Raw genomic sequence first — 20,074 nt, forward strand, 5'->3', positions numbered from 1 at the left:
ATGATGCGAAACAGTCTATTGACCTTAGCATTTTTTATTAGTGCCTTTGCTGCTAAAGCGCAGGAGCTTACCATACCCCAATTATCGCAATACCTTGCAGATAACCCTTTTGTGATGTCGCCAACATATGCCGGTATAGGGGATCATGTGAAAATTCGTCTTAATGGTCTTACACAATGGGTAGGCATTAAAGATGCGCCCGATACCCAGTCGCTTGCAGCTGATATGAGAATAGGTGAGAAGTCTGGTATAGGAACCTTATTATATAACGACAGTAACGGTGAAACAAAACAACGCGGAGCACGACTTTCTTTTGCGCATCACCTTACTTTAGATCGTTATGATGACGAGTTTTTATCTTTCGGACTTTCCTATAATTTTAATCAGTTTCGAATTGATATTCAGAATTTTGATGCCTTAGATCCATCGGTAACTGATGATAGGGCAACTACGAATCATAACTTTGATGTTGGTATGCTTTATCGGTTCGATAAGTTTTACTTCAGCGTAAATGCTTCGAATATATTAGATAAGGATTTAAGTAATTTCAACCCTATTTTTGAGCCAAATAGACTTAGAAATTACTATGTATATACCGGGTATAGGTATATGAAGAAAAGAACGAGCAAGGTAGAAGTAGAACCTTCTATTTTCTTCCAATTATTTGAAAGTGATGGTCGTTCGGTAACCGATTTGAACTTGAAATTTAGGTTTTACGATTTTGAAGATTATTATTATGCAGGTATTAACTATCGTTTTCTAAATGATCAAATAGGAAACCCACTCTATATAGCCCCTATTGCTGGTTTAAAGAAGAGTAATTTTTACTTCGGATACTCTTATCAAGTTATTCTTAATGAGATTTTAGGCTACAGTTCAGGAACCCATGTGGTTACTATAGGCGTAGATTTGTTTCAAGGTATTAGTAATTGCCGTTGTACCTATTAAACCTTCAACGAGATTGATTAAGTTTGTTCTCCAGAACATGAATAATGGGTAAAGTACAATTAGAAAATATAAAGGCATACGCACATCATGGTTGTTTGCCGCAAGAAACCAATATTGGCAGTGATTATTTGGTTAATGTGTCGGTAGATACGAATTTATTGAAAGCTTCGATATCTGATCAGTTGAAAGATACGGTTGATTATGTTCACATCAACAAAATTGTCAAACAGGAAATGGCGATACCTTCTAAATTATTGGAACACGTAGCCAAAAGAATTATTGATCGAATATTTTTAGAACTTCCATCCGTAGAAAATTCAATGGTTTCCGTTTCAAAAATCAATCCACCTATAAACGGAGATGTTGAAAAAGTAACGGTATCATTAAATTTAAGCAGAGAGTAATTGGTTTTTAAATCTTAAATAAGCAGTATTCCTTTATTTTCTTGGTTCTGTATGGCATTTGGAAAAGGATAATTGTTTATTTTTGCTATCGCTTAAAAAAATGGCATCGTGGCCGAGTGGCTAGGCGCAGCTCTGCAAAAGCTTGTACAGCGGTTCGAATCCGCTCGATGCCTCAAAAAAAACCCTCCTTATTAAGAGGGTTTTTTATTTATAATTAATTTGTTCAGGTAGTCTTTAACAAATTTAACGACTATTAAACTGCAATTTTCCTAATGACTAAGACTACAAAATAAAGACCAATAGAATAGCTGGTATAAAATATACCGCAATGGTTTTAGCCCCTTCGTAATCTTTAGCAACACGTTGCCCAAACAATAACAAGAGTAAGGTTATACATGATAGTATTGCACCATAAAGTGCAAAGAGGGTATCACCTGTACTTAAGAGTTGGTATATACCGATTAAGCAAAGTATACCTGCAAATACTTCGGCAACTAAAATTATACCGACCATTAAGGGTACGATGTTTCTAAGTGGTGTTTTAGAAAAATGTTCTTTCAGCCATGAGACATTTCCATTCCAATCAGATATTTTGTCAAAACCACTTTGTAGAAAAGTAATTATTAAAAATAATAAAAGTAAAATTTCTGTTGCATGGTCTAAAATGTTTTTCATAAAAGTTTATTTAAGTTCGGTTTTTTTTCTGTGCAATAATCGCGTTAGTTTGATTGACAGGTCAGTGAAAATTATCTTTGAATTACCATTTCGTTCAATATGATATATTGCATCTTCAAGTTCTTTGGTTATATCTAGAATATTGTTTTCATGCACAAATGGCGCAAATTTCTTCAGTTGAAATCCTTCCGCATGTATCTTTAAATAAGCAAGTTCCTCTGCACCGTAATTTATCATTAAAGCTTGCCGCATTACCGTAATGCAATAAAGCAGAAAATTTTTCTGCGTTTCTCTACCTGTCTTCGCAACTTCTTCGCTCCAAAGTAATAATTCATGAATTGCGGCCTTATTACCTTTTGCCTTAAAGGCACTTCGAACCCATTGTACAAACCAATTCTCAAAGACTAAATCTTCAGAGTCATTATTCAATAGATCTAAAGCTTTATTGAAATTACCGTTCGCTTCGTGTGCCAATCTCATAGCTTCGGGCTTTGCGGCTCCTTTTTCAATTAAAGCATTTGCTATTGCATCTTCCGTCAAAGGGGGAAAATGAACTACTTGGCATCTCGATTTAATAGTTTGTATTATTTGTTCTTCATCTTCACATAAAAGAAGAAAGATAGTTTTATCGGGTGGCTCCTCGATCAGCTTCAATAATTTGTTAGAAGCGGCGGTATTCATTTTTTCGGCCATCCAAATCAACATTACCTTATAGCCACCTTCATAAGATTTTAAATAGAGTTTTTTTACAATTTCCTGTGCTTCATCAACACCAATTTGACCTTGCTTTTTTTCAATTTCAATATGACGATACCAGTCAAACAAATTGCCATAAGGCTGTTCTATTATGAATTCGCGCCATTCTTTCATGTAATGGTTGCTAACCGCATGAGATTTAACCTTGTCTGAATTGGCAACAGGAAAAGCAAAATGAACGTCTGGGTGGGCAAAAGAATTAAACTTTAGGTTACAGGCTTCATTGGCCCCAATATTTTCTCCATTTGTATTTTGGCAGATTATATATTGGGCATACGCCAATGCCATAGGTAAAAGTCCACAGCCTTCTGGTCCAACAAAAAGTTGCGCATGGGGTATACGACCGGCATCAGCACTTAAAGCCAAGTGATTTTTAATATGGGAAAGACCTAAAATATCTTTGAATAACATGGTTTCAAATATAGTTGTTTTAAAGCATAACAAAATTAATGGAATTGAGGATAAATTAACCTGTTTAGCACTTTATCGCAAGGGTATTAATCTTTACATTTGTTATCTAACAAAAGGAAAATAGCATGAAAGTATTGAATGACTTTAATTTTGAAAATAAGAAAGCGTTAATAAGAGTGGACTTTAATGTTCCCTTAAATGATAAATTTGAAGTAACGGATACCAATAGAATTGAAGCTGCAAAACCTACAATCATCAAGATTTTGGAAGATGGTGGTAGTGCTGTATTGATGAGTCATTTGGGGAGACCTAAAGGCGAACGCAATCCAGACTTATCTTTAAAGCATATTTGTGCTGCTGTTTCCGATGTCATTGGTGTTTCTGTGAAATTTGTGGATGATTGTGTTGGTGGAAAAGCAGAACAAGCTGTAGCAGAACTCAAGAATGGAGAAGTACTTTTATTAGAAAATCTTAGATATTATGACGAAGAGGAAAATGGAGACGAGTCTTTTGCAGAAAAACTTTCAAAACTAGGGGATATATACGTTAATGATGCTTTTGGAACAGCACACCGTGCACATGCATCTACTACTGTTGTGGCAAAGTTTTTTCCGAATGCTAAGTGTTTCGGATTGTTAATGGCTAAAGAAATAGAAGCGATAGAAAAAGTTATGGCTACTGGTGAAAAGCCAGTATTAGCTATTCTTGGCGGGGCAAAAGTATCTTCGAAAATTACTATTATTGAAAATATTCTTGATAAAGTAGACGACTTGATTATAGGAGGCGGAATGACCTATACTTTTATTAAGGCTCAAGGTGGAAAGGTAGGTGATTCGATTTGTGAAGATGACAAAATGGATCTTGCGATGGAAATCCTTGAAAAGGCAAAGCAAAAAGGTGTAAATGTTCATATACCTGTAGATGTTATAGCGGCAGATGATTTTGACGCGAATGCAAATACACAAGTGTTAGAAGTGGATAAAATACCAGATGGTTGGCAAGGATTGGATGCCGGCCCAGATACGTTGCAAAATTTTAAAAAGGTCATTTTAGCTTCTAAAACCATTCTTTGGAACGGACCTATTGGCGTTTTTGAAATGGAAAAATTTGCTAAGGGAACTATAGCAGTTGGCAACTATATTAATGAGGCAACAAAAAATGGTGCTTTTTCATTAGTCGGCGGTGGGGATTCTGTTGCTGCTGTGAAACAGTTTGGTTTTGAAAACAAAGTAAGTTATGTATCAACAGGCGGAGGCGCAATGTTAGAAAGTTTAGAGGGCAAAACCTTGCCTGGTATCGCTGCGATATTAGCCTAGTAAAGGCGTTATCGATAATCGGGTTACAACGAAAAATTGTGCATTTTAAGAGAATTTATTTTATTCTCATTAAAAAATGTACGATTTTCGTTAGTTCCGTATTAAATTTCGCCTCTTATGAAGCAATTAGCCTACAAATGTTTTTATTTCTTGGGATTAATCTTAGTTCCAATTTTGGGCTCTGCCCAAAATAAAGACTCAAATACTACGGTGAAAGATTCGATAAGTGATGTCTTAATTATTGACATTGATTCTTTAGATAATAGTGCGTTTACGGCATTACCTATGAATCAAAAAGGGAATTTAACCAATACTCCAAAAGAAAAGTTAGTATTATTTAAGCCAACAGAATCATCATCTTACAATCTTGAGGATAATAAATTGGCTGCAAAGTTTGATAGTCTTTGGATGAAAGAACTTGTGGAAGCAGCCCCTCTTTTTGATGAAATGTATCAAGAAGTAATGGAGCTTGACACAATCTCCAATTTCGTTTTAGACCTGCCTACAGATACTTTAAAAATTCGTTTGGCAAGGTTAAATGAAAAGACCCCTTTTAATGTAGAATATAATGCATCTTTAGAGAATGTAATTAAATCATTTCTAACAAGAAAAAGAGATTTAATGGAGCGTATGCTTACCTTAAGTCAATTCTATTTTCCTTTATTCGAGCAGCAATTAGATAATCATGATATTCCATTAGAAATGAAATATCTATCTATAGTAGAATCGGCTTTGAATCCCAAAGCAAGATCTCGCGTAGGCGCAACAGGGTTATGGCAGTTTATGTACGGTACTGGTAGAGAAATGAATTTGAATATCAACAGTTATGTTGATGATCGTAGTGATCCAATTAAATCAACTGAGGCAGCGTGTAACTATTTGAATAGATTATATAGAATTTATAATGATTGGGATTTGGCGCTAGCTGCGTATAATTCTGGACCTGGAAATGTAAATAAAGCAATACGTAGAAGCGGAGGTCAAAGAAACTATTGGAATATTAGACGAAACCTACCAAGGGAAACGGCAGGCTATGTGCCAGCTTTTCAAGCTACCATGTACATTTTTGAATATGCCGAGGAACATGGATTAAAAACGAAAAGAGCAGAACGCGCTTATTTCGAAACAGACACAATACATGTAAAAAGCTTAATTACATTTGACCAAATTTCAGATCTAACCGGCATCGATAAGGAGGAATTAAAAATATTAAATCCGTCCTATAAGTTAGATGTTATTCCTTTCGTTAAGGGCAAAACTCATGCATTGAGATTACCTGTGCATAAAATGGGAAAATTTGTGGCAAATGAAGAGGCAATTTATGCCCATGTAGAGGAAGAATTAAAAAGCAAGGAAAGTCTGCTTGCAGAAATCACAAAACAAGCGGAACAAAATAGTATACGTTATAGAGTAAAGGACGGTGATTTTCTGGGGAAGATAGCAGAACGTTACGGAGTAGGGGTTAGCCAACTTAAACAGTGGAATGGTTTACGGAGTAATAATTTACGTATCGGACAACGATTAACAATTTATCCAAGAAAAAATGGAGTTACCGTAATTAAGCCGCGGGAAGCACCATCCAGATCTAGTGTGGCAGGTAATTCAAAAACGCACGAAGTAAGAAGAGGAGACTCATTGTGGACCATTTCTAGAAAATATCCTGGAGTTAGTATAGAAAATTTGCGAAAGTGGAACGGTATTAGCGGTAATAATTTAAAACTAGGCACAAAACTTAAATTGTGTGACTGTTCTTCGTAAATTAAAACACCAATGAAAAAAAGAATTTTACTTTATTTTTTGGCAATTTTAGGATTGTCAATTGCCTGTAAGGAAGAGGGCAAAGCCGATTATTTGCCAGAATCTGTAGGCGCAATGAATACGCTTACGGTAGTAATCGATAATGAGTTATGGAAAAGTAGTGTTGGTGATGCAATTAGAGAAAATTATACTGCAGCAGCACAAGGCCTAACTTGGGACGAAGCACTATTTAGCGTTACCCAAATCCCACAGCAAATTTTTTCAGGATCTATTAGAAATACGAGCTCTGTTCTATATGTAATGGAAGATTCGTTAAATGTGGCCCATATGAAATCCAATATGTACGCTAAGCCACAAAAGGTTGGAGTAATTAAAGGACGAAACAAGCAAGAACTCATCGAAAACATCAAAAAAACTTCGGTAGAATTCATTAAGAACTTTAAAACACTTGAAATTTCAAAAGCGCAAAAACGATTTGAAAAATCTTTAAATAAGGAGAAGGCTTTAGTAGATAAGTTTAAAATTTCGATGAAAATACCTTCAATTTATAGAGTAGGCCGAGAAGAAGACAATTTTGTTTGGATTTCGCGTGAAATCCAAAAAGGGAACATGAATATTATTGCCTATACCATGCCAGAGAATGGTTTTCAGAACGATTCCACTTTTGCACAAGACATCATTAGAATGCGCGATTCTATAGGTGATCTTTATATTAAAGGAAGTGATGTTGCAGGTAAAAATAATCACATGATTACAGAAAAGGCATTTACACCATATGTCTTTCCTGCCGAGGTTTCGGGCAAAAAAGCAGCAGAAGTAAGGGGAATATGGGAAATGTCCGCATACCCAATGGCAGGCCCATTTTTAACCTATATTATAAACGATAAAGAAAACAATCGTAAACTAATATTAGAGGGCTTTGTATTTGCACCAGCGACTAAGAAGAGAGACTATATGTTCGAATTGGAAGCGATACTTAAGTCTGTTCAATTTAACGTAGAAGAGAAGAAATAATTAATTCAATTAACTGAAAAAATAAAGGCCCAGGATATTCCTGGGCCTTTTCATATTTTAACCTTTAAGTGTTGCAAAGTTGTTCTAGGAACTTGGCATAGTAATAGTAAAGTAAAAATGCTACTCTAAAAATAATCTATATGTTACTAAAAGTAAACCCAGTAGATATTCTAAAAACTATAGCATATATTGCCAAGCCAATTAACACAAAGCATAACCAAGAGAAGATCTTAAAATAATTCTCAAGAATAAAGCTTCTCCAATTTCTAAACGCTTCTGTGTATAATTCTTTAACTAAAGTAATTTTTTCCATATCCTATATTTTAGGGGTTCCTGAAATATAAAGTTGGCTTTTAATTCTTCGTTTATTGAAAAGATTAGTTAAAAGGGGAATTAATACTTCGAAAAGCATCTACATTAAAACTATTTCTATGAACTGTAAAATATGGCGGATTAAATACAAGAGTGGAGAAAGTGTCGTATTCGGTAAAAGGTATAAAACTAAGGGCTAATGGCTAAATAAAGATGACAAAAAGGACTGTTTAGAAGTGATTATTAGAGTTTATGTATAACACCATACTTCCTTTGTCAAAGGCAGAATTTATTAGTAAAAAAAACACCGCCAAAGGCGGTGTTTTTAAAGTTTACATATCTACAATAATAAATTCTGACCTTCGGTTAAGATAGTGCTGTTCTTCTGTACAGCGAACAGAGCCATCACAGCCATTAAGTAATTTTTCTTCGCCATATCCAATTGCACTTTCAATTCGTGATGGGTCTATACCTTTTGCTATAATATACTCCCTTGTTGATTTGGCGCGTTTATCAGAAAGGTATTTGTTATATACCGCATCACCTCGTGAATCGGTATGTGATTCAATTTTAATAATCATGTTTGGTGTATCATTCATGACAGCAATCAATTTATCAAGTTCTAAAGAGGCATCTTTTCGAATATATGATTTGTCGAAATTAAAGTGAATCATCTCTGTCTTCAGCTTTCTAATTCCGTTTTCAACTGCAATCATATCATTAAGTTTTCTCATTGAAACATCAACGTTTACGATTTCGTTATTTTTTGTTGCTGCATCTCTGGTGTCATCAAAGTAAGAGCCTTTTGTAGTTTTCAGCACATATCTTTTATCCGATTCTAGATCTTCAAAAACGAAACTTCCATTTTCGTCGGTCTCCATTTCTTTAAGTTTGATGTTGTTCTCATCTAATAGTTGTACCAATGCATTTGGCATGATATCACCACCTAACAATTCTGTAACTATGCCGGAAATGGCGTTTGTATTCGCTGGAATTTCCTCAATTTGTAATGTTTTGAACGAGTAAATATCATCATCACCTTTACCGCCCGCACGATTAGATGCAAAGTATCCTTTTTGTGTATCCTCATCTACTATAAATGAAAAATCATCCTTTTTACTATTTATAGGTTTTCCAACATTTCTTACTTCTAGAAAGCCAACTTCATCATCGAAGGCAACTTCAAAAATATCTAAACCTCCTAATCCAACATGACCATCTGAAGAAAAGTAAAGTTTCTTTTCATTTATAAAAGGAAACATTTCTTTATGTTCTGTATTGATTTCAGGACCTAGGTTTCTTGGTGTAGAGAAAGAACCATCTTCTAAAACGTCTACCACGAAAATATCTGTTTCACCTATACTACCTGGCATATCTGAAACAAAATAAAGTTGCTTGCCGTCTTTGCTTAAAGCAGGGTGACCCGTTGAATATTCATCACTATTAAAAGATACTTCATCTGCCTTTGTCCATTCTCCATTTATTTTTTTAGAACGGTATATTTTAAGGTGGTTTATACCATTCTTATCTCTTTTTAACTTTTTTCCATAATTATTTCTCGTAAAATACATGGTTTCATTATCAGGCGAGAAGGCTACCGATGCTTCATGGTATTTAGTGTTAATTTCTTTCGAGAACTTTATAGCGTTTTTTAAATCTTGAGATTCTTCATTTATCTTGGCTACATACAAATCCAAGTAAGGTTGATTATTCCATTTATACCGCCTAGTATTAAATACAGAAGAATCTTTTGCTGAAGCGTAAACAATTTCGTCGCCATTGTAGAACATTGGTGAGAATTCAGAATATTTTGAATTAACATTAATATTTTTAACATCAAACCTGTCATCCATTCGTAAAAGACCATCTAATACAATTTCATTTAATTCACTATTTTGTTCTATCTTTTCTCCTGCTAACTTTCTATTATATAATTTCATAAGGCGTTTAGACCTTTTGTAATTTCCGGTTCCTTTAAGTGAATGTGCATACTTAAAAATATAATCTGAGCTCATTTCTGATTCATATTTTTCATACAAGATATTATACCATTTATAGGCTTTTTCCATATCAGTATTAAAATAGTGCGCATCCCCCGCCTTTTTTAAAACGTCAAAGGTGTAGGCGTCATCATTCTTGTTTAAGGCAAGTTCATAAAGTTTTGCAGCCTCTGCGTACCACATTTTATTAAAGTACTCATCTGCCCTCTGTACAAGTTTATTTTTTGATTCTTTTTCAACTGATGTAAGGGCAACATGTTTATTTGAAGTCAATGTGCTTTGTTCAGAATTTTCTAAATGTTCATAGGTAACATCTTCTAAAGAAATTAATTCGGAATCAGGTTCATTATTGGCTATTTTAAGCATCCAGAATTCTTTATCATAACGATTGTTGAATTTTGTACTACACTCTTCTAAAGCTGTCTCCCACGATTTATAGTGATTTAAATAAAGATAGAATAAATCGTTTTCGGGGTTTTGAAAATAACCTGAATCAAAGCCCTTTTTATTTAACTTTTTAACTTGAGATTTTAGATTTTTACTCTTACTAAAAATACCTGAGATTACATAATAACCATTCTGAACATCTTTAATATTTTCAAATGTTTTATGTGGAATAGCGTAGGATTCAGCAGTTCTCTCAAATGCTTCTGAGTCCGTTACCTCAATTTCAAGCACAGGTGTAGATTCGGAGATGAAAGATTGTTCAGAGGTTAAATTAGCTTGAAAATCTTGAGCATGAATAAAAGCGACAAAGATTAAAAAATACAGGTTTATAAAACTTCTCATATGCATAATTCTAATTTGAGCCGAAGGGATTGCAACGGTGTAAATCTGTAGTATTGAGGTTTTATAATGGTTTGGTTATACTACAACACTTACAAAATTAGTTTTAATGGTATGGTTCGTATAGTATTTGTTGTGAAAGAAGTGTTTTTTGTCGTGTAGTCTATGTTATCAGTAGCTTCGATAAACATTGGAATACATTTTAGCCGAAGTATTTAAGCATTTCAAGGGCAAAAAAGTACTGAGCTTAAAGCTAATTTAGCTAGGCTTAAGATAATGACCAGTTATTACTGGACACAAAAAAGCCCTGTACAACAGGGCCTGATAATGCTTTCTAAAAAAGAATTAAAATAAATTAATCTTTTTTCTTTTCTTCTAATTGATCGTCCTCTTTGGAGGCATCTTTGAATTCTTTTATTCCACTACCTAAACCTCTCATTAGTTCAGGAATCTTTTTTCCTCCGAATAATAGTAGAACAACCACTACCACTAGAATTATTTGCGGTGCACCTATAGCCAAAAAAGTAGATAAGATTGTCATAAGACTTTATTTTTAAATGGATTTCAAAGATACTAAAAACTTCTTAGTTTGCTGTTAATATTCACTTCAAGTGTTTATTTATTTAAAATAAAGTAAAATCTATAAACCAATTTGATAAACCCTCCCTAATAAACTTATTGGTTTATTTAATATATAACTTATAATTAAGATCTGTCTGGTAAAACATATTGATTCATTTCATTTTGGTAATCAATTCAATTAACGTAATCGAATTCTTTGTTTATTCTTATGAAGAATAACTCTTTGGTTAAAGATTATAATATGTTATTAGGCAAACAAACTATAGTATTGATACTTTATTAATAGTTATGGCTCAATACGTAATTCAAAACTATATATATTGAAAATTGACCATAATTGAATTTGTGAACAAGTCTGATATAGGGTTTAGAGTACGAAGTAAATGTTGTAGAAGGATATATAAAAACAAGGCACTAAAAAAAAAAGATAGTTAATCACCTATTATAAAAAAAAATGAAATTTGGAGATTTAATTAATTTTATTCTTTTTGAAGCGCAATTTAGGAGATTATGTAAACCAGATATCTATTAAAAACGTAAGTATTGTGCATTTAGACTTGTCTTGTAGAATTAATTATTTTAAAGATAGTCTTAATTAAATTCTAAGTTTATCTTTGTTAGGATGGCCAAGAAAGTTAAAAAAAGAAAAGAAATAAAACGAAAGTTGCTTCATAAGTACCGTTTGGTCATTTTGAATGAAAGTACTTTTGAGGAAAAAATATCTTTTAAACTTAGTAGGCTGAATGTTTTTGTTACAGGGTCTCTTTTTATGATTACCCTTATAGGACTAACTACTTTATTGATAGCCTTTACGCCTTTACGCGAGTATATACCTGGATATTCTTCGACACGGCTAAAAAAAGAAGCCACAGAACTTACGTATAGGACAGACTCCTTGGTCAGAACCTTAAATTATACCAATAAGTATTTAGATAATATTCGAATGGTGTTAAAGGGAGATATAGAAAATACAGTTGTTAATAGAGATTCTCTTTTTCAACAATTTAAATTAGATCCCGAATCTGTAGATTTAAATCCTATAAAGGAAGATTCATTGCTACGCGCTGAAGTGGCACTTGAGGATAAATACAATTTGTTTGAACGAACCATCGACAAAAAAAATCTGGTTTTATTTACCCCAGTATCAGGTTCAATATCGATGGGGTATAACCCGAATGAAAAGCATTATGCGGTAGATGTTACTGCTCCAACTGATAGTCCGGTAAAAGCTGTTGCCAATGGTACGGTCATTTTTTCCGAATGGACTGCCGATACGGGTTACGTGATTATTATCGAACATGAAGGCGGATTATTGAGTGTTTATAAACATAATGGCTCATTATCAAAGTTTCAAGGAAATATTGTAAGGGGCGGTGAGGTTATTGCATCTGTAGGCAATACAGGTGAATTTACTACGGGTCCACATTTGCATTTTGAACTGTGGGATAATGGAACACCTATAGACCCAGTTAATTATATTGATTTTAATTAAAAATTAGATGTCTTTAAAGACCATAGCCGCTAAAATATTTGCTCATCGAATTGCTAAAAGGACCAGCAACTGGGTAAACAAACCTATAGAAACGCAGCAAAAGGTTTTCGAAAGCCTAATACAAAGTGCTAGTCAAACCAAATTTGGAAAGGACCATAAGCTAAGCACCATTCGAACTCATGATGATTTTGTTCGAAATGTGCCTATCAGAGATTATGAGGAACTAAAAGAATATATAAACTTAGTCGTGTCTGGCGAGAGCGATGTTCTTTGGCCTGGAAAACCTATTTACTTTGCAAAGACTTCAGGCACTACATCAGGAGCAAAATATATTCCTATTACCGAGGTGTCTATTAAAGAGCAGGTAAAGGCATCTAGAAACGCAATTTTAAATTATATACATGAAACGGGTAAAGCTGATTTTGTATCTGGCAAAATGATTTTTTTACAAGGTAGCCCAGTTTTAGAAGAGAAAAACGGAGTTAAGTTGGGCAGACTTTCTGGTATTTCAGCACATTATGTCCCTAATTATCTACAGAAGAATAGAATGCCAAGCTGGGAGACGAATTGCATAGAAGATTGGGAAACCAAGGTCGCTGCTATTGTGGAAGAAACCAAAGGTGAGGATATGACCGTTATTGCGGGTATTCCTTCATGGGTGCAAATGTATTTTGAAAAACTTAAGAAAAATACCAATCAGAATATTGGTGATTTGTTCAAGAACTTTGAGCTGTTTATTTATGGAGGAGTCAATTTTGAACCTTATAGAAAGAAGTTTGAAAAGTTAATAGGTAGAAAGGTTGCTAGCATTGAACTTTTTCCTGCAAGTGAAGGGTTTTTTGCTTATCAAAATTCCCAAAAGGAAAATGGTATGCTTTTACTTTTAGATGCAGGTATATTTTATGAGTTCGTAAAATCAGATGAATTTTTCGAGGATAATCCACGACGACTTACATTAAAAGATGTGGAAATAGGTGTAGATTATGTAATGATCATAACTACAAATGCCGGTTTATGGGCATACAACTTAGGAGATACCATTCGGTTTGTTTCTGTTTATCCTTTTAAAATTGTGGTTTCAGGCAGAATAAAGCACTTTATTTCAGCTTTTGGGGAACACGTAATAGCTAAGGAAGTAGAAGAAGCCATGTTGGTAGCAACTAGCGCAACAGATGCCAGTGTAAGTGAATTTACAGTTGCACCACAGATTACACCGGAAAAAAATGAATTACCATATCATGAATGGTTCATTGAGTTTGAAAAGCCACCGAGCGATATGAATTTATTTGTTCAACAGTTAGATGCCGCTTTGCAAAAGCAGAATAGTTATTATTATGACCTTATAACTGGAAAGGTTCTGCAAACTTTAAAGATTACTCCGATTGAAAGTGGAGGTTTCTTTTCTTACATGAAATCAATAGGAAAACTAGGCGGACAAAATAAAGTTCAAAGATTATCAAACGACAGAAAGGTCGCCGATAGTTTGTCAAAATACAGCAAGACGAAAGTCTAGCATTTTATTAACAAATTTTATATTGTAATTTTGTTTGAAATCTTCCATGGGAAAAGCAATTACTACAACTAGAGCTCAAGAATCCACAAATGCTATTGAACGCATGTATATTACCATGCGTCATCTTTTTAATAGAGGATTTTATAAGCCTAATGGAGTTTCTGGTGAAGCATTAAAAAATGCACTATTACAATTAAGACCTGAAATATACGGCTCGGTTGGTGAAGAAAAGGCTGAATTAAATGGTCTTATTTATGTGTTAGAGCGTTTGCCAGAAGGTATTGAGCAATGTACGTTTATCAATTTAACATCTGATGAAGGTTACGGTATTTCCCACATCAACCCAATCATACCACCAAAGAGAAGGAGAAATTGTTATCGTATTGATGATGAGCAGATGAATATTGAGATTACACGAGGTCGTTCTGACATCTACGATATTTTAACGCACCTAACTTTTTTGTTTATTGAATCTGAAAAAATCTGTAATCGAATTTTAATACCTGAAACAGAAAAAACAATAAGAGATTGGGCAAAGCTTGAAAATGCTGTTAATAAAGAAGAATTAACTCAAGAAGAACGCGAAATAGCCTTAATCCATACAGCCAATATCTTAGGACGGTCTTTCGAGGAGATATTGGAGGTCTATAAAAAGTTCAGTACCAAAACGAATCCAGAACGATTTTTAAAAGTAATTTACTGGCTTGGAAAGCTAGCACTGGAAGAAGAAATATCTGGTGAAAAAAGAGCTATAACATTTAGCGCTTTATTGAGAGAGCGATTGGGGCATCATATTCATGGTGAAATTTGGGCAAATAATATTAAAAGTATTATAGTAAAAAATAATTTACAACATAGACCTATCCATATAATATCCGCAAATATGCATAGCGTTATGAACTCACTTTTTGCAAAGGCGGCTTTGACTAGCGAATTTTCAGATTCAGACTCATTAGATATATTCGAGGCATTAAGTAGCGATGGTAATGCTCAATTAAGGAAAAAAGTAACCGAGTTAGCAGAAATCAATGGGATGATTTCAATAGATGATACTTCGGGCACCAATATCGATGTTCAAATTTTTGATACGGCGAAGATAAAAGTTAACAATTGTTCATACGAATTTTCAACTAAAGAGATTGATAAAAAACCTGTTATATTTGTAATGGATTACGCCTTTGGTGAACAGGCCTATGAAACTATTGATGAGTTGTTAAAACCATATATCACCAAAAAGAACAATGGATCTTTAATTAATGTGGATTCAGTTTCAATAATGGGGAAAGCAGGTATACTTGAAGGCGGAAAAGGTGATTTGATGATTCCGTCGGCGCATATTTTTGAAGGAACTGCAGATAACTATCCATTTAAGAATGAGTTATGTGCCAAAGATTTTGAAGGGTATGGGCTTAAAGTTTTTGAAGGAACTATGGTAACAGTTTTGGGCACCTCGCTACAAAACAAGGATATTTTAAAGTTCTTTCATAAATCAACTTGGAATGTCATAGGACTGGAGATGGAAGGAGTGCACTATCAGAAAGCGATACAATCAGCATCTAAAATAAGAAAGAGTATCAGTGAAAATGTTAAGGTTAGATACGCATATTATGCATCAGATAATCCTTTGGAAACAGGCAGTACATTAGCCTCTGGAGGATTGGGTACAACAGGAGTTAAGCCCACGTATCTAATTACCGATAAAATTTTAAAACAAATATTTAATTCATAGAATGGCTGAAAATCAATCACCAAAAACTCAAAACAGTTCCGATGAAATAGATTTGGGACAATTGTTTCAATTGATAGGAAAGGGATTTAATGCCATATTTCGATTTTTTTTAAGAGTCTTCCTGTATTTAAAGAAGAATATTTTTATATTAATTGGTTTGGTAATATTAGGCTTGGTTATAGGTTATGGGCTTAATAAAATTATTTCTAAAAGACTAAAGATAGAGGTCATTGTTAAACCACAACTGGAAAGTAAAAATTATCTATATGATGTTATAGGTGAGATTCAATCTAATATTAATGCAAAAGATACGTTATTTTTTAAAACTATTGGTATACAAGAGATTGACTTTATAGGATTGGAAGTTACAATTAATCGAGTCATTGAAGAAGGTACTTCTGTAACAGATTTGCAATACTTAGAGCTTCTTCAAAGTTTCGAAAATACGGATGCTATTGACGATATTGTAAGAGCAGAACTACAAAATAAAAGCTCCTTTAATCAGAGGATCACTTTTTATTATAGAAAGGTGGAATTAGGTAAAATTTTTGCGAAAAAGGTTATGGAGTATATTAATACAAATCCATATTTTAATGGACTTATTGAAATTAGCAGGGCCAATGCGAATAGCCGTATTGAGGAAAATCAAATTTTATTGAAACAAGTCGATGAAATTATAAAAAACTATACCAGTAGTTTAGCCTCTAAAGGAAATAGTTTGGATGGCGATCGTATTGTCTTGGATAATCAGGAACAAGTGAATATTGCAGATTTGTTTGAATATAAAAATCAGTTGATTCGTGATACTGAGATAAAGAGATTAGAATTAGTAGAGCAAACAAGTCCAATTGGCATTATTAATTTTGGGAAACCTCAAGAGGTACAGAAGTCTTTTTTAAACAAGAACATTATTTTGATTCCAATAATGTTTATTTTGCTTTTCTTTATTGTATCAGCGATAATTTATCTAAATAAAAAGTCCAAAGAGTTACTTTAATAGAAGATTATAGCTAAATAGCTTCTTCCAAAATACTGTCTATAGTTCTTAAGACCTTAAATAACTACCTGAAGTAATCAGATAAACTATGAACATAATAGAGACTAAATTGAAAGATTGTTTTATATTGGAATTAAGGATGTTCGTAGATTATAGAGGTGTTTTTTTTGAGTCATTTCATAAGCAAAATTTGGAATCCATATTAGGGCGGACAATCAATTTTGTACAAGACAATCATTCTATTTCGAAAATGGGTGTTTTGCGCGGATTGCATTTTCAAAAAGGGGAAGCAGCTCAAGCCAAGTTGGTTCGGGTTATTAAAGGTAGGGTTTTAGATGTTGTAGTTGATATACGCCCAGAAAGCCCAACATTTGGCAAACATATTAAAGTTAATTTGACGGCAAAAAATAGGGATATGCTATATATTCCAAAAGGAATGGCTCATGGTTTTCTGGCATTGACAGAAGATGCAGAACTCTTATATAAGTGTGATAATTATTATAAGCCAGAAATGGAAGGTGGAATAATTTTTAATGATAGTGATATAGGTATTGACTGGAATTTTCCAATTGATCAAATGATTCTTTCTCAAAAAGATTTAAAATTACCAAAACTCAAAGACATAAAATTATGAAGCGTATCTTGGTAACAGGCGCTGATGGTCAGTTGGGTCTTTGTTTACAGAAAATCGCAAAAGAGTATACTGGTTTGGAATTTATATTTAAAGATTCCAAACAACTCGATATTACGGATAGAAGTAAAATTAATTTTATTTTTAATAATCAAGAGTTCGATTTTTGTATTAATTGCGCTGCATATACTGATGTTGAACAAACTGAACATACCCCCGAGATTGCATATGAAGTAAATGCAGAAGGGGTTAAAAATTTATCCAAAATCTGCAAGAGCAAAAAAGTAGTTTTAGTTCATATTTCAACTGATTATGTTTTTGATGGTTTAAAAGATTCACCTTACACAGTTTTTGATGTTCCGAATCCTATTAATGAATATGGAAAATCTAAATTGAAAGGAGAAAAGTATATTGAAGATTTACTTATGCAGTATTATATTATAAGGACTTCATGGTTGTATTCTGAGTTTGGAAAAAATTTTTATAATTCAATTCTTAAAAAAGCTAAGGAACAAAATATTCTATATGTTACTAATGAGCAAATAGGCTGCCCAACTAGCGCCTATAATCTTGCCAGATTTATTTTAAAAATCATTTGCGAGGAATTTGATTTTGGTTTGTATCATTTTACCGATAATGAGGAAATGACGTGGTTTGATTTTGCAACAAAAATAGTAGAAAGAGAAGGGTTGAGTGTCAAATTAGTGCCAAAAAATTATTCAAGCTTTGTTAATAGGCCTAAGTACTCAGTATTGAAATAATAAGACATTTATTTTAGATTTGAAAAAAATGAAAATACTAATAACAGGTGGAGCGGGCTTCATAGGTTCTCACGTAATAAGAAGGTTTGTGCAAAATTATCCAAACTATCATATCTATAATTTAGATGCACTAACTTATGCAGGTAATCTTGAAAATTTAAAGGACATTGAGAATTTTCCAAATTATCATTTCGTAAAGGGAAATATAGTTGATGAAGATTTTATTATTACTTTATTTGATGAGAATAATTTTGATGGTGTAATCCATTTAGCTGCTGAATCTCACGTAGATCGGTCTATAGAAGATCCGCTAGCTTTCGTACGAACAAATATTATTGGAACAGTCAACCTTTTAAATGCAGCTAAGAAAATTTGGAATGATGATTTTGTTGGAAAACGTTTTTATCATGTAAGCACCGATGAGGTCTATGGTTCTTTGGGCCAAGAAGGATTATTTACGGAAGAAACATCGTACAACCCTAATTCACCCTATTCTGCCTCGAAAGCAAGCTCAGACCACTTTGTAAGGGCATATGGCGAAACATATAAACTACCCTTTGTAATAACCAACTGTTCTAATAACTATGGGCCTTTTCATTTTCCCGAAAAGTTGATACCCTTATTTATAAATAACATCATCCATAATAAACCCCTACCGGTTTATGGAGATGGCAAATATACTAGGGATTGGCTTTTTGTTGAAGATCATGCTAGAGCTATAGACTTGGTTTTTCATAAAGGAGCTAATCACCAAACTTATAATGTAGGCGGATTTAATGAGTGGCAAAATATAGATTTGGTTAAATTACTCTGCAAGGTAATGGACAAAAAATTAGACAGGAAGGATGGCACATCAGAAAATCTAATTACCTATGTTAGGAATAGGCCAGGACATGATTTAAGGTATGCGATTGATGCCACAAAAATCAACAAAGAATTAGGCTGGGAACCTTCAGTTACATTCGAAGAGGGTCTTGAATTGACTGTAGATTGGTATCTTTCCAATTCAGATTGGTTAAATCATGTTACTTCAGGTGATTACAAAGAATATTATAAAAAAATGTATTCATAAATTATTACATAAAAGTAAATAATATGAAAGGAATAATTTTAGCAGGCGGTACTGGAACAAGATTACACCCCTTAACTTTGGCAGTGTCTAAGCAATTATTGCCCATCCACGATAAACCTTTAATTTATTATCCCTTGTCCATACTTATGTTATCTGGAATCAGGGAAATCTTAATAATATCAACACCACATGATTTACCAAATTTCAATAAACTTTTTGGTGACGGATCACAATTAGGAATTAGTATTTCCTATGCTGAACAACCATTTCCAGATGGGTTAGCACAAGCATTCATCATAGGAGAGGATTTCATTGGTAATGATGATGTTTGCTTGGTATTGGGGGATAATATATTCTACGGTGCAGGATTACAAAAATTGTTAGCAGAATCTGTTCAAGAGGTCAAACAGACTAAAAAAGCTATAGTTTTCGGATATTATGTAGAAGATCCAGAAAGATATGGTGTAGCTGAATTTGACAAAAATAAAAATGTTTTAAGCTTAGAAGAAAAGCCTAAAAACCCTAGGTCAAATTATGCTGTAATTGGTTTGTACTATTACCCCAATTCGGTTATTGAAATAGCCAAAAAAGTAAAACCTTCAGAAAGAGGAGAACTTGAAATCACATCTGTAAATCAACATTATTTAAAAAATGAAGGCTTAAAAATGCAGGTAATGAGCAGAGGTTATGCATGGCTTGATACCGGCACGCATGAGGCCTTAACAGAGGCTACAGAATTTGTTAAGGTTGTTGAAAAAAGAACAGGGCTAAAAATCGCTTGTATTGAAGAAATAGCATATAGAATGAAATATATTTCTAAGAAACAGCTTTTTGAGATTTCAAAATCTTATAAGAAAAGCAGTTATGGCAAATATTTAAAATCGTTGTACACAGTTGAGTAATGATTTTTTAAATTT

Annotated in this window: 18 protein-coding genes and 1 tRNA gene; 14 read left to right on the forward strand and 5 right to left on the reverse strand. The window is 33.4% G+C overall.

Annotated features, from left to right (window positions below; genetic code table 11):
- The 3 genes from AACZ49_RS06360 (at position 1) to AACZ49_RS06370 (ending at position 1,525) form a co-directional block, all read left to right on the forward strand.
- Positions 1-948 carry a type IX secretion system membrane protein PorP/SprF gene (locus AACZ49_RS06360; RefSeq protein WP_339652753.1) on the forward strand — a complete coding sequence of 316 codons (948 nt, stop codon included), beginning with the start codon at positions 1-3 and terminating at the stop codon, positions 946-948.
- 44 nt (positions 949-992) lie between these two features.
- Positions 993-1,352 carry a dihydroneopterin aldolase gene (gene folB / locus AACZ49_RS06365; RefSeq protein ID WP_339652754.1) on the forward strand — a complete coding sequence of 120 codons (360 nt, stop codon included), beginning with the start codon at positions 993-995 and terminating at the stop codon, positions 1,350-1,352.
- Between the two features lie 102 nt (positions 1,353-1,454).
- Positions 1,455-1,525: transfer RNA gene (locus AACZ49_RS06370), tRNA-Cys, on the forward strand.
- A gap of 109 nt (positions 1,526-1,634) precedes the next feature.
- Here AACZ49_RS06370 and AACZ49_RS06375 read toward each other — a convergent pair.
- Positions 1,635-2,027: a DoxX family membrane protein gene (locus tag AACZ49_RS06375; RefSeq protein WP_339652755.1), complete on the reverse strand. Its 393-nt coding sequence runs from the start codon at positions 2,025-2,027 to the stop codon at positions 1,635-1,637.
- Between the two features lie 6 nt (positions 2,028-2,033).
- A complete protein-coding gene (locus AACZ49_RS06380; protein ID WP_339652757.1) occupies positions 2,034-3,194 on the reverse strand; it encodes a DNA polymerase III subunit delta' in 1,161 nt (386 codons plus the stop codon).
- A 125-nt stretch (positions 3,195-3,319) separates the two neighbouring features.
- On the opposite strand from AACZ49_RS06380, the gene AACZ49_RS06385 reads away from it, so the two are divergent.
- From AACZ49_RS06385 to AACZ49_RS06395, 3 genes are all read left to right on the forward strand, one after another.
- Positions 3,320-4,510 (forward strand): phosphoglycerate kinase, encoded by a 1,191-nt coding sequence (locus AACZ49_RS06385; protein ID WP_339652758.1) that lies wholly within the window; start codon positions 3,320-3,322, stop codon positions 4,508-4,510.
- 117 nt (positions 4,511-4,627) lie between these two features.
- A complete protein-coding gene (locus AACZ49_RS06390; protein ID WP_339652760.1) occupies positions 4,628-6,268 on the forward strand; it encodes a LysM peptidoglycan-binding domain-containing protein in 1,641 nt (546 codons plus the stop codon).
- 12 nt (positions 6,269-6,280) lie between these two features.
- On the forward strand, positions 6,281-7,282 hold the full coding sequence (locus AACZ49_RS06395) for a DUF4837 family protein (RefSeq protein ID WP_339652761.1): 1,002 nt from the start codon (positions 6,281-6,283) through the stop codon (positions 7,280-7,282).
- Between the two features lie 136 nt (positions 7,283-7,418).
- Here AACZ49_RS06395 and AACZ49_RS06400 read toward each other — a convergent pair whose 3' ends face one another.
- The 3 genes from AACZ49_RS06400 to tatA all read right to left on the reverse strand — a co-directional run bounded on the left by AACZ49_RS06400 (position 7,419) and on the right by tatA (position 10,921).
- On the reverse strand, positions 7,419-7,595 hold the full coding sequence (locus AACZ49_RS06400) for a DUF6747 family protein (RefSeq protein ID WP_317040627.1): 177 nt from the start codon (positions 7,593-7,595) through the stop codon (positions 7,419-7,421).
- A gap of 331 nt (positions 7,596-7,926) precedes the next feature.
- A complete protein-coding gene (locus AACZ49_RS06405) occupies positions 7,927-10,383 on the reverse strand; it encodes an OmpA family protein (RefSeq protein ID WP_339652763.1) in 2,457 nt (818 codons plus the stop codon).
- A 352-nt stretch (positions 10,384-10,735) separates the two neighbouring features.
- Positions 10,736-10,921, reverse strand: a complete 186-nt coding sequence (gene tatA, locus AACZ49_RS06410; RefSeq protein ID WP_091625105.1) for a twin-arginine translocase TatA/TatE family subunit — start codon at positions 10,919-10,921, stop codon at positions 10,736-10,738.
- 663 nt (positions 10,922-11,584) lie between these two features.
- On the opposite strand from tatA, the gene AACZ49_RS06415 reads away from it, so the two are divergent.
- From AACZ49_RS06415 to rfbA, 8 genes are all read left to right on the forward strand, one after another.
- Positions 11,585-12,454, forward strand: coding sequence for a M23 family metallopeptidase (locus AACZ49_RS06415; protein WP_091625108.1), 870 nt, complete (start codon positions 11,585-11,587; stop codon positions 12,452-12,454).
- 7 nt (positions 12,455-12,461) lie between these two features.
- Complete coding sequence (locus tag AACZ49_RS06420; protein ID WP_339652766.1) at positions 12,462-13,967, forward strand: GH3 auxin-responsive promoter family protein; 1,506 nt, start codon at positions 12,462-12,464, stop codon at positions 13,965-13,967.
- 46 nt (positions 13,968-14,013) lie between these two features.
- Entirely contained in the window at positions 14,014-15,696 is a 1,683-nt protein-coding gene (locus AACZ49_RS06425) for a hypothetical protein (RefSeq protein WP_339652767.1), read from the forward strand.
- Between the two features lies 1 nt (position 15,697).
- The gene (locus AACZ49_RS06430) at positions 15,698-16,693 is read left to right on the forward strand and encodes a hypothetical protein (RefSeq protein WP_339652769.1); all 996 of its coding nucleotides are present in this window, start codon (positions 15,698-15,700) and stop codon (positions 16,691-16,693) included.
- Between the two features lie 88 nt (positions 16,694-16,781).
- Entirely contained in the window at positions 16,782-17,327 is a 546-nt protein-coding gene (gene rfbC / locus AACZ49_RS06435; protein WP_339652771.1) for a dTDP-4-dehydrorhamnose 3,5-epimerase, read from the forward strand.
- A complete protein-coding gene (rfbD, locus tag AACZ49_RS06440) occupies positions 17,324-18,085 on the forward strand; it encodes a dTDP-4-dehydrorhamnose reductase (protein ID WP_339652772.1) in 762 nt (253 codons plus the stop codon). Before rfbC ends, rfbD begins: the two co-directional genes overlap by 4 nt.
- Positions 18,086-18,113: 28 nt before the next feature.
- Entirely contained in the window at positions 18,114-19,157 is a 1,044-nt protein-coding gene (gene rfbB, locus AACZ49_RS06445) for a dTDP-glucose 4,6-dehydratase (RefSeq protein WP_339652774.1), read from the forward strand.
- 23 nt (positions 19,158-19,180) lie between these two features.
- On the forward strand, positions 19,181-20,059 hold the full coding sequence (gene rfbA, locus AACZ49_RS06450) for a glucose-1-phosphate thymidylyltransferase RfbA (RefSeq protein WP_339652776.1): 879 nt from the start codon (positions 19,181-19,183) through the stop codon (positions 20,057-20,059).
- Positions 20,060-20,074 lie beyond the last annotated feature (15 nt).

The sequence above is a fragment of the uncultured Maribacter sp. genome (assembly GCF_963975365.1).
In the GTDB taxonomy this organism is placed as follows: domain Bacteria; phylum Bacteroidota; class Bacteroidia; order Flavobacteriales; family Flavobacteriaceae; genus Maribacter.